General features: G+C 59.6%; 9 protein-coding genes. 3 read left to right on the top strand and 6 right to left on the bottom strand.

The window, feature by feature from the left end:
• Positions 1-73: 73 nt before the first annotated feature.
• Positions 74-493 carry a hypothetical protein gene (locus BN1724_RS00435; protein WP_058233795.1) on the bottom strand — a complete coding sequence of 140 codons (420 nt, stop codon included), beginning with the start codon at positions 491-493 and terminating at the stop codon, positions 74-76.
• 349 nt (positions 494-842) lie between these two features.
• Between BN1724_RS00435 and BN1724_RS00430 the strand changes: the two genes are divergently transcribed.
• Positions 843-1,091, top strand: a complete 249-nt coding sequence (locus BN1724_RS00430) for a WhiB family transcriptional regulator (protein WP_058235626.1) — start codon at positions 843-845, stop codon at positions 1,089-1,091.
• Positions 1,092-1,383: 292 nt separating this feature from the next.
• On the opposite strand, the gene BN1724_RS00425 is transcribed toward BN1724_RS00430, so the two are convergent.
• Complete coding sequence (locus BN1724_RS00425; RefSeq protein WP_058233794.1) at positions 1,384-2,892, bottom strand: sensor histidine kinase; 1,509 nt, start codon at positions 2,890-2,892, stop codon at positions 1,384-1,386.
• A 116-nt stretch (positions 2,893-3,008) separates the two neighbouring features.
• Between BN1724_RS00425 and BN1724_RS00420 the strand changes: the two genes are divergently transcribed.
• A complete protein-coding gene (locus tag BN1724_RS00420) occupies positions 3,009-3,506 on the top strand; it encodes a DUF2505 domain-containing protein (RefSeq protein ID WP_058233793.1) in 498 nt (165 codons plus the stop codon).
• 368 nt (positions 3,507-3,874) lie between these two features.
• Here BN1724_RS00420 and BN1724_RS00415 read toward each other — a convergent pair whose 3' ends face one another.
• On the bottom strand, positions 3,875-4,336 hold the full coding sequence (locus tag BN1724_RS00415) for a DUF6912 family protein (protein ID WP_058233792.1): 462 nt from the start codon (positions 4,334-4,336) through the stop codon (positions 3,875-3,877).
• Between the two features lie 755 nt (positions 4,337-5,091).
• On the opposite strand from BN1724_RS00415, the gene BN1724_RS13470 reads away from it, so the two are divergent.
• The gene (locus tag BN1724_RS13470) at positions 5,092-5,406 is read left to right on the top strand and encodes an Rv3235 family protein (RefSeq protein WP_157085692.1); all 315 of its coding nucleotides are present in this window, start codon (positions 5,092-5,094) and stop codon (positions 5,404-5,406) included.
• A gap of 367 nt (positions 5,407-5,773) precedes the next feature.
• Here BN1724_RS13470 and secA read toward each other — a convergent pair whose 3' ends face one another.
• The 3 genes from secA to hpf form a co-directional block, all read right to left on the bottom strand.
• Positions 5,774-8,614 (bottom strand): preprotein translocase subunit SecA, encoded by a 2,841-nt coding sequence (secA, locus tag BN1724_RS00405; protein WP_058233790.1) that lies wholly within the window; start codon positions 8,612-8,614, stop codon positions 5,774-5,776.
• Positions 8,615-8,830: 216 nt separating this feature from the next.
• Positions 8,831-10,102: a winged helix-turn-helix domain-containing protein gene (locus BN1724_RS00400; protein ID WP_058233789.1), complete on the bottom strand. Its 1,272-nt coding sequence runs from the start codon at positions 10,100-10,102 to the stop codon at positions 8,831-8,833.
• A 105-nt stretch (positions 10,103-10,207) separates the two neighbouring features.
• Complete coding sequence (hpf, locus tag BN1724_RS00395; RefSeq protein ID WP_058233788.1) at positions 10,208-10,825, bottom strand: ribosome hibernation-promoting factor, HPF/YfiA family; 618 nt, start codon at positions 10,823-10,825, stop codon at positions 10,208-10,210.
• Positions 10,826-11,058: the final 233 nt, after the last annotated feature.

The raw sequence follows: 11,058 nt of genomic DNA, 5'->3' as shown, positions 1-11,058 counted from the left end.
AACCTCGCGCATGGACTCTCTGCCACCTGGGGATAGTTCCGGGGCCTAAGGCTCAGCAGCTAGCTCCTTACGCCTAAGGCAGTTCCAGCTGTGATCGACCCACGGCCGTCGCCATCAGTGCGGCGGCCGTGAGCACCGCGAGCACCACGGCAGCACCGCCGAGCAGTACCTGACCACCTGCTATGAGCGTCACCCCGCCAATAATCTGAAAAATCTGCCAGGTCACACCGTAGGAGACTCCAAAGCGCCCTAACGCATAGACAGAGCGAACCGCAGCTCCGAGCAGCACGGCGAAAACCACGACGGTGACCCCCAGAGCACCGTCCAATTTAGCGACAGCGGCATCAGCCCCCACCGCGCTGATCGCTGTAACAAAAGCTCTGATCGCCACGACCACCAGGGCCAAGGTTTCGATGGACAGTAAAAGAGCAGACAGACGCGCACGACGAACGAGGGAGGACGACGGACGGGCAGCCGGCTGAGAGTCAGGCATTCCTACACTGTACCCAGAGATACACCTCGCCTCCTCGACAGCTGCTAAGCACTCGTGACCGCGTGGGCGAAACTCTCTCCAAAAGGCCGCCGCAGCGATATGCAAGCGTCCAGGCGTGTGGGAAGAACCACGCACGGACGGGCGTAGGGGTCTTGTTCGGATCATCCCCTGCACGGGAAGATATATGCACGGTGCGTCGATGTGCGGATGTTCGATGTACGAAAAGCTTGATGTACGGGCGTATATCAGCGCACCTTAATCGACGCGAGACAAGACCGTCGCAATGGCGGTGCAGCGTTGTGCGTACCCCTGTGGCACACGCACAACGACCAGGAAAGTGAGAGTGACGATGGACTGGCGGCATCGGGCTGCATGCCTGACGGAAGATCCCGAATTGTTCTTCCCGATCGGCAATACCGGACCTGCGATAACGCAGATCCAGGAGGCCAAGATGGTCTGCCAACGGTGCGACGTCATGAATATGTGCCTGAAGTGGGCTCTGGAATCGGGGCAAGACTCAGGCGTGTGGGGCGGTCTTTCTGAGGACGAGCGTCGCTCTTTGAAGCGCCGCACCGCGCGCGCTCGCCGCGCTTCCTAACACGTCGTATCCGCAACCGGACACCGCGACATTCTCGACTGTCCAGCAGATCACAGGCCAAGGCCCCGCCCACTCGGACGGGGCCTTGCCATATTCACTCATTGCATCTCAGGATCGCCGCACAGCCGATACCCGTTCTGCCGCATGCTGGTTCTACCGGATACGAATTCGGTTACGGTCGAGGCTTTCGCTCATCCCGTCGACGCTGCGCACATTGACGCTACTCGCGGTGACACTGATCGGGGTGGCACTGATCGCAGTGATGCTGCTCACAAACCAGCCGAAGCGCTCTCTAAGACAGCGGCAGCGGATCCAAGTAGACGTCAATTTTTGCTTGCGTTCCACCTTCCGGCCTATCAGCCCAGGTCAGCGTGCCGCCTAATTCACCGGAGACAAGCGTGCGGGCGATGTTGGTGCCTAAACCTTCCGGTTTACGCGATCCGATTCCAGTCCCGTCATCCTCAATCGAAAGCACTAAATGAGATCCTGTGCGCTCGGCCCGCACACTCAGCGTACCTCCGGTCTGGGCAAGGCCATGCTCCACCGCATTGGTCGCCAGTTCGGTAACCACCAGCGCCAGCGGAGTCGCTTCCTCCGCACGCACTAGCCCAACTTTACCGAATCGTTCGGTACGCACTGTCACTTGACCGATTCCATCCGATAACGGCTCTGAATCGCTGTGCCGCACACTGGCTGAGGCCACATCGACCGCAAGAGTCATGCACCTGTCGATAACGTCGTCGAAGAACACGGTCTCTTCCGTTCCCTGCAACAGCGCCTCATGCACCAACGCAATTGTCGAGACCCGGCGCATCGCCTCTCCTAAAGCCTCCCGCGCCTCAGGGTTGCGGATACGCCGAGACTGCAAACGAAGCAGCGCCGCCACCGTTTGCAGATTGTTTTTCACCCGGTGGTGCACTTCGCGGATGGTCGCGTCTTTAGTGATCAGCTCACGCTCTCGCCGACGCAGTTCGGTAACATCCCGCACCAAGACAATTGCGCCGTCGCGTCGTCCCCCCGACACAAGTGGAATCGCTCGCAGCGACAAGGTGCCGCCCCGCGCCTGCATATCGCTGCGCCACGCTGCCCGCCCCGAGAGCACCAGCGGCAACGACTCATCGACCGGTATCCGGCTTTGAATAACCCGAGTCGAATGCTCAGCGAGGGTTTCGCCGATCATCTCCCCGTCGACCCCGAACCGGTGAAAGGCCGAGAGCGCGTTCGGGGACGCCCACTGCACAACACCTTGTTCGTCCAGTTCGATCACTCCGTCGCCGACCCGGGGAGCACCCCGTCGGGGCGGAATGGGTGCGCCCACAATCGGGAAACGACCTTCGTGGATCATCTTCAAAAGCCGCTCCCCGAGAGCGCTCATCCGCTCTTCGTTCAGCGTCCGGTCAACCCCGGCAGCTCTTGCTACCCGTTCAACCGCCAACACCGCTTCGATGCTGCCGTCGCGGTGAACCGGCACCAGAACACACTCAGCGTGACGATCCTCACGCTCAACGGGGATCGGGGTCATATCCAGTCGCCCAGTTGCGAGAGTATCCGCGAGGGGCTGCCAGAACTCGGCCTCAAGTTCCATTCCGACTGGATCTTCGTAATACACGGTGCTGCCATCAGCGGGACGGCAGTGCGCGGCCGCAGTCAACGTCCCTTCGTGTTCGACCCACAGAACCAAATCGGCGCGCAGAAGATCGGCTACGAGCTGCCAGTCTCCGACGAGCAGTTGCAGCCACTCTGCTGATTCCTCCTGCCGGTGCCCGTGATCGACCAGATATCTGCTGAAAGTCGGCGACATGCTCCCACAATAATGGGAACGTAGTCCCTCGTCGGACGCGAGGCCCCAGATCTGTCCCCTAGAGTGGTCGCCGACCAACTCTCCCATCACGGCATTGGCCGCCGAAAGGACACACTATGAAGATCACTGAGAGCATGATCCTGCCCGCAGGGCCGGACACCGTTGCGGCAATGTACGCCGACCCTGCTTATCAAACGATGCGCGGGCAGGCGATGCACGCTCCAGAAACCGACACGTCGGTTACCGGCACCCCCGATGGCCACTTCACGGTGACCGCTCGCCGCAAGATCGACGCCTCGGTCCTCCCGGAAAAGGCCCGCGCCTTCGCAGGATCTGGTCTGGATACGACGGAAACTCAAACCTGGAACGCCCCGGAGGGTGACGGTTCTCGCCACGGCACACTGGTGCTGGAGGTCAGCGGGATGCCGGTTCGGGTTGAGGCCGGGGTGAGCGTCCGCCCTGAGGGCGATTCCTCGCGCATTGATATTGACGGTGACGTGAATGTCAAAATCCCGCTGCTCGGCGCCCGTTTGGAAAAAGCGATGGCACCTCGTATTGCTAATCTACTGCGCGCGGAAGAGCAGGCAGCAGCTCGCTATTTAGCAGAGCGCTAAGCACCAGCATCGTGACGCTGGGTGGGGTGTGCGGGGACGACCAGGTGCGAGAAACTAGGGCGCACAACTAGGCATTCACACCGCAGGACCAGGACCAGGACCAGGACCACCATATAACCCTGATCATAGGTTTTTATGGCGCCGCACACCTCACCCAGAGATGCAAATTATGTAGACGGGAGAGCGAACCCGTATAAAATTTTGTCCGTCATTAAAAGGCTCGCCGGCGGATAGGGGCTGTTCTTCATTAAACCTATTTCGCGCTAACTCTCTTCATCTCAGACATGTTTTGAATCGCGCCATTTCGCTCTACATCAGTCGCGTTTAGTGCCAACTTTTTCTATATATCAGCCATATTGTGCACGACTTCATTCTGAGCTTGCGGGCACAGACCGAGCGTATTGAAGCGCCTCATCTAACTCCGTCGCATCAAACCACAGCAGCGCAGGCTCGACGTCATCCTGATCAATGGCGCGTGCCCCTAGCTCTGTGACGTGCAGGCTGAGAATCCGACCAACGGTGCCGGCGCGACACTGAACAACAGCGTTGTCTAGGCCCGCACCGGCCTCACCCCTTCCCGGCTCATGGAGAATCGCGGAGCTCTTCAGGTCTACCGTCACCAGCACGATCCTCGCCCGATCAGCCCGGGTGACAGCGGCATGCACTGCATCAAGCTGCACATCATATTCGAGGTCGTCCCGATCTGCGTTAGGCTGTTCTGCGCGCCTAGCGGCGGTCAGCGCATACACGTCATGGTGATCGGGCAGCACCCAAGCCTGTCCGGTCGGCAGATTGTCATCGGTGGCAGGCAAAGCTACATAGCATCGCACAGTGTTCCTCCTCGGGCGCTCGCGTGGCCTCTCTCAGGGTGCCCGCGGCGCGTACATCATCACCTGAAATTGCGCCAGATCTATGCTCCCACGCTGACGGTCCATCCACAGATGGCGACACCGACGATTTCCCACACTTACGGCGACTAGATAACGCTGACACCGATTCATTTTCCAGGCTTTACCTCTATTAGCGGAATATCGCGGTCAAATCAATATCTTGGACACATCTCACAGGGAGCATTTCTCTTGATTGTGTACTATGTCGCCCACAGTTAGCCATTGCGGCATCAAAAGACATCTCAAGGAGAGATGAGGAAGCAGGGGATGTCGCACATGGCAACGGCGACCACATGGCGCTTTCACCGTTGACGCGCACGATTGCACCGACCGTGGCCGCCCAAATTTTGACGGCATTGCAGCCAGTCAGGGGGAAGGAACGCCATGTATACACCACCTGGTCAACCGGGCACGAGGAGCCGAGGGCCCAGCTCGACACCTGTGCAGCAAAGAGCAGGCATCACCACCGTTATGAGCCTGCACCCCTGGACAGAGATAACGGAAGGAGCCTCCTCATGACCGTCATAGGCTTTCCACCGGCCGATCCAGGAACGCATCCTCGCAGACTTCCCTCAGACCCCTGCGCCACCCATGCACGGACCCGATCCAGGGTGCACAGTCACTCCCACCATCGAGGAGAATCTCCTTATGGATCCCACGCAACAGCAGTAGAAACAGCACAGGTCGCCCAGTTGGTGGGACCTATCGCGCGCTGCGCTGTCGAAATTGCACGAGGTTACCGTTCCCCCACCGCAATCAGCCAGCATGTTCTCCCAGACATTATTGAAGGCCTCAAGATGCGAGCCGCATTAGCTCGCCGGCTGCGAGGCAATGACCATCCCGGGCGCACAGCAGCCATCACCGTCTCAGGAATTCGCACCTGCATGATCACGGCGAACGTTGTCGAGGCCAGCGCGGTGATTCACGAGGTCGGACGGTCTCGCTTTGTCGCGATGCGCTTTGAAAAGCGCCGGGGACACTGGAGGGTTGTTGTCCTCGAACTGGGCTAGGCGGCGCGACAAGGCATCACCTCACCGTGAGCGTATCGCCATACCGTGATCACGCCGCTACACCGTGAGCACATCACCACCACCTGAGCATCTGCGCAGCACAGCCACGCACATGAGGTGTAGCAACACATAAGGTATGGCCGCACGTAAACCATAGCTATAGGTGAGGCATGGCTACACATCACGTATATCTACATATCGGCCATAGCTGTATGTAAATTATGTATCACATATATAGGGCACACGATGTGGGCATAAACAGATCCGGGGCCGTATGGGATATAACCTCATCCCGCACAGCCCTGGATTTGTCGTTCTGCTCGCGACCGCTCTACAGCACGGCAGTTACCGCCGAGCTATCTGTCGCTCAGTTTCCCTTTTTACGACGCTGCCGCATCCGGCGCCGACGCTCCGCACGAGAAAGCCCAGCCTCGTCGTCCTGCCCATCACCATCAAGGCTCGGTGCCGAATACTGCAACTGAGCCGCCGACGGTCCATCGTCCAGCCCCTTAGCAATCAGACGCGGAGCCGGGGTATCTGCGGCGGCGCCCACACCTGCCGGGTTAACGTCCTCACCGCGGGTGCTAGCCTGCGTAACGTCCGCGTCTTGATCATCTGAGGACTCCGGCAGTTCGCCACCATCCGAGTCGGCACCTACCTGGCCCACCAAATCCGCCACGGCAGTGGGAACCATGGAAGTTGCCGGTCGCACCTGAACTTCCAGATTAAAGAGGTAGCCGACGGCATCCTCTTTAACTCCGGCCACCATTTCGTTGAACATGAGGTGGCCCTCACGCTCATACTCCACCAGCGGATCGCGCTGGGCCATAGCCCTCAGTCCGATGCCCTCTTTGAGGTAGTCCATTTCATACAGGTGTTCGCGCCACCGACGGTCGATCACACTCAGCAGAACTCGCCGCTCTAGCTGACGCAAAGCGTCCTCACCCAGCTCCTCCTCGCGGCGCGCATAAGCGAGGCGAGCATCCGCCAGAACCTCTTCCTTCAACCGCGCGGGATCAACCTGGGCTTTATTACCACCGGCATCCTCGATCACATCGTCGGGAGTAATGCTGACCGGGAACGCCGCACGCAGCGCACCCCACAGCTCGTCGTAATCGATGTCTTCCGGTGAGGTCCGCACAGTTGCGGCATCCACGTAGCCACCGATCACTTCCTCAATGAAGTGGTCGACCTGGTGCTTGAGGTCTTCACCTTCCAGCACCCGGGCGCGCTCGGCGTAAATCTTCTTGCGTTGCTTCGTGAGCACGTCGTCATACTTCACCACGTTCTTGCGGATCTCGAAGTTCCGCGACTCGATGGCTCCCTGCGCCCGCTGGATAGCCCCGGAGACCATCTTCCCGGTGAGCGGGATCGACTCGTCGACTCCGCCGCGCGCCAACAAAGTTTCCGCCGCACCCGAGTTGAACAGCCGCATCAAATCATCTTGCAGCGACAGGTAGAAACGGGACTCACCCGGGTCACCCTGACGTCCGGAGCGTCCACGCAGCTGGTTGTCGATACGCCGCGACTCATGACGTTCGGTGCCCAAAACATACAGCCCGCCCAGATCGACGACCTCGTCATACTGCTCAGCCACCGAATTCTTAGCTTCTTCAAGGGCATCCGACCAAGCTGCCTCGTACGCTTCTGGGTCCTCCTCGGCCGACAGACCGCGGTCAGCGAGCGCCTTATGAGCCATGAATTCGACGTTGCCGCCGAGCATAATGTCGGTTCCACGCCCGGCCATATTGGTGGCCACCGTCACGGCACCCTTTGCGCCTGCCATCGACACGATCGCGGCTTCGCGGGCGTGGTTCTTCGCGTTCAAAACCTCATGCGGAACCCCCTTGGCCTTCAGCAGCGTCGAGAGGTACTCGCTCTTTTCCACGCTGGTGGTACCAACCAACACTGGCTGGCCGACGTCGTGGCGGGCCACGATATCTTCCACCACCGCATCAAACTTTGCTTTTTCCGTCCGGAAAACTTTATCCGGTTTATCCTCACGGATCATCGGGCGGTTCGTGGGAATCGGAACCACACCGAGCTTATAGGTGTTCATGAACTCAGCCGCCTCGGTTTCGGCGGTACCGGTCATTCCGGAGAGCTTGCCATACAGCTTGAAGTAGTTCTGGAGCGTGATCGTCGCGAGCGTCTGATTCTCGGCCTTGATCTTGACGTTCTCTTTGGCCTCAATTGCCTGGTGCATGCCTTCGTTGTAGCGGCGACCAGCCAGAATACGGCCAGTGTGCTCGTCCACAATCAACACTTCACCGTTGAGCACCACATAGTCTTTATCGCGCTTGAACAGCTCTTTGGCTTTAATGGCGTTATTTAAGAAACCGACCAGCGGAGTATTTAACGATTCATACAGGTTATCGATCCCCAGGTAATCTTCCACCTTGTCGATACCAGATTCCAAAACCCCGACGGTACGCTTCTTTTCGTCCACTTCGTAGTCGCGTTCCCGGCGCAGCACCTTAGCGACCTTGGCGAACTCGGCATACCATTTGTTGGCGTCACCCGAGGCGGGGCCCGAGATAATCAGCGGGGTCCGCGCTTCGTCGATCAGAATTGAGTCCACCTCGTCGACCACGGCGAAGAAGTGCCCGCGCTGGACTCGATCCGAAGCAGACAGCGCCATATTGTCGCGCAGGTAGTCGAAGCCGAACTCGTTATTGGTGCCATAGGTGATGTCAGCGGCATATTCTTCCCGCCGCTCATCGGGAGTCAATCCCGCTGTGATGCAGCCGGTGGTCATGCCCAACGCGCGGTATACACGGCCCATCAACTCGCTCTGATAAGAGGCGAGGTAGTCATTGACGGTCACCACGTGCACGCCCTTACCGGCGAGCGCGTTGAGGTAGGCAGCGAGGGTTGCCACCAAAGTCTTACCTTCACCGGTCTTCATTTCAGCGATCCGGCCACGGTGCAGTGCCGCACCACCCATGATCTGGACGTCAAAGTGACGCTGGCCGAGTGTGCGGCGCGCCGCCTCGCGCACAGCAGCGAACGCCTCGACCATCACATCGTCGAGGGTTTCCCCCTGAGCCAACCGCTCTTTGAACTTGTCGGTTTCTTCGCGCAGTTCGGCGTTGCTGAGCGCTTCAAAACCGTCCTCAACGGCTGCCACCTTCTGCGCAATAGCTTCAAGCTTTCGCCGTTCCCGGCCCTCGCCAGCGCGCAGGATCTTGTCGAAGAGGTTCGCCACTACTGTTCCCCGTTTCCGGTGATGTGTTAAAGGGTCTTTCGGGTACGATCCAGTCATAACCCGCCCGTCCCTCAGGTCAGCCCAAGGGCGGGCCTGTTCAGTCTAATCGGCGCGACCCCCATCAGCAGCATTCTGGATATTCATCACCGAAAAATGCTGACCCGGCGGACCGGGCGGACCCACTAGGCCCTGCGACTTAACGGCGCATCTCTACCCTCATGCAAGGACACGCGCTAGATCCTGGGCGAGGTTCCCGGCTAGTGGGCCCGAGGTCGTCACGTCGATCCGTTCTAAGCCCTGCCACCGTGCCGCGCGTTGGAGCTCATCGGCCAGTTCGCGGATGATCTGCTGCGATGACGGTACCCCGCCACGGGTGCGCGATAACTGCGGCAATGGTTCCCGATGGGCTCCCAGCACCCGCAACACGCCCTGGCGCCGATCTGCTTTGAGGTCAACCCGCGCACAGATCACGTCATCGACTAAGAACGGCAACGCATAGTAGCCGTATTGTCGCTTATGAGCCGGGGTGTAGATTTCGATTCGATACTCGACATCAAATAATTCACGCAGCCGGGGTCGATGAAACACGAGCGGATCGAAGGGACTGACGAGTGTGGATCCCCGCACCGGCGAGGAGCCAGGTGCCTGGGCATGGCGCCACATTCGCAGTGGACCATGAGGAGTCAGCACGTCAACCGGGCGCACTATCCCGCATGCCCGCAGGTCCTCAACAATCTCGGCAGTCTCGGTGCGCGGTAGCCGAAAGTAATCGGCCAAACTCGCGGTGCTTGCCACGCCGAGCGCTCGGGCCGCCTTATCCACAAGCTGATGAGCATCTCGTGCCTTGTACTCCGCATCTGGTTGTTTCCACGTGTTCAGCAGGTGTTGAGGAAATGCTCTTTCGACCGGCTCGAATAGACGCTCGAACTGAGCGGTGCGGCCTACGCACCCCAGGCGTCCCGAACGGAATAGGTATTCCACCGCCCACTGCACCGAGGTGCGGGACCAGCCCCATCCCGATTCCGACCGGATTGATCCGAACGCTTTGCTGACCGCGGGCGCCGTCATGGGGCCCCGTTCACGAATCAGCGCGAGAATATCGTCGAGCAGCACACCCTGTTCAGCTGCTTGGCGCACTTGCGACCAATCAGTGTCAGCAACTCGTGCCCTGCGACTGGCCAGTAAGTCGTAAACCTCGTGGGTGACATAGCAGGCTTCGTGAGCCATCGCTTCGGTCAGGATATGACCGGGACCAGGCCGGGCAGCGCGGTCAAGACTTTTCACGTCCCATCCGCCGTAGCGCGAATACACCGGTAGATGGTGAGCCCGCGCAAACACCTGGATGGAATCTATTTGCAAAAGATGCAGTCTCTGCACAGTGCGGGCAAGCGCATTGCGGGAGGCTGCGGGTCCTAATGGTTCCAGCGGACGGCGTCGTCCAAACCCCAGTGAGCGCAGCACTACTCGACGTGCATCCCGCCAGCTCATCCGCTCAACGCTGGATGTTGATGAGAGGGAAGATGATATTAGAGGCGGCACCCCATCAGAGTAGATGGGATGCCGCCTAGATCACAGCTCAAGTGTTCGAGGTGGTCAGCGTTCGCTGACCTCTAGTTCGATCACACCGTAGTTCCAGCCCTTGCGGCGGTAGACCACCTTGGGGCATCGAGACGTGGCATCCACAAACAGGTAGAAGTCGTGGCCCACGAGTTCCATCTCGTATAGCGCTTCGTCGATCGTCATGGGGGCCGCTTTGTGGCGCTTTTCGCGAATCACCACGGGGCTGCTGGGTTCTTCGGCGTCTTTGCCGGCCTCTACCTCCTTGTGATCAACGCTGTGTCCAGCCTCCGTGGCTGCCATGGTCCGCAGTGTTTCAGCTGGCTCATGGGACGATTCGCGCCCGCGCCTGCGGTCTTTGCGGCGGTCACGTGCGCGGCGCAGCCTTTCCAGAAGGCGTCCATAGGCGACATCGAGAGCGGCATATAGGTCATCAGCGCGGGCTTCGGAGCGAATGACCGAGCCTGCATCGTGCACGGTGAGCTCGACCCGGTCTGCGAGTCCGCTCTGCCGTGGGTTGTTCTCATGGGATATCTCGACATCGACCCGGATCGCACGCGGGGCAAGCTGGGCGACTTTTTCCAGCTTCTCCTCGAGATGGCGACGGAAGCGGTCAGGGACGGACATATGGCGTCCGACTACGGTGATCTCCATGGGGGAATCCTCCGATCGTTGACGAAGACGCCGCGGCGCGGCATCCGAGGGTGGAACGGGTTAACCATCACCCCCTTGCACATCGTCGGGACACTCCCTGCCGGTATCACCGCGGGAAGATCGTTGGACATCCAGTATGCCCCCGATTCCTAGGGATCTCATGACACCTCGCCCAGCACGTGGAATTCGTGTTCTGACTCCATGAGTTTTCATCCGTTGGCGTTTGGCTTCCG

The sequence above is a fragment of the Devriesea agamarum genome (assembly GCF_900070355.1).
Lineage (GTDB): Bacteria > Actinomycetota > Actinomycetes > Actinomycetales > Dermabacteraceae > Devriesea > Devriesea agamarum.
This window is presented reverse-complemented; position numbering and strand designations above follow the sequence as displayed.

Excerpts from the sequence above, each read along its gene's own strand:
- BN1724_RS00420 (WP_058233793.1), top strand. The coding sequence starts at position 3,009 with ATGAAGATCACTGAGAGCATGATCCTGCCCGCAGGGCCGGACACCGTT.
- BN1724_RS00400 (WP_058233789.1), bottom strand. The coding sequence starts at position 10,102 with ATGAGCTGGCGGGATGCACGTCGAGTAGTGCTGCGCTCACTGGGGTTT.
- BN1724_RS00430 (WP_058235626.1), top strand. The coding sequence starts at position 843 with ATGGACTGGCGGCATCGGGCTGCATGCCTGACGGAAGATCCCGAATTG.
- hpf (WP_058233788.1), bottom strand. The coding sequence starts at position 10,825 with ATGGAGATCACCGTAGTCGGACGCCATATGTCCGTCCCTGACCGCTTC.
- BN1724_RS00435 (WP_058233795.1), bottom strand. The coding sequence starts at position 493 with ATGCCTGACTCTCAGCCGGCTGCCCGTCCGTCGTCCTCCCTCGTTCGT.
- BN1724_RS00425 (WP_058233794.1), bottom strand. The coding sequence starts at position 2,892 with ATGTCGCCGACTTTCAGCAGATATCTGGTCGATCACGGGCACCGGCAG.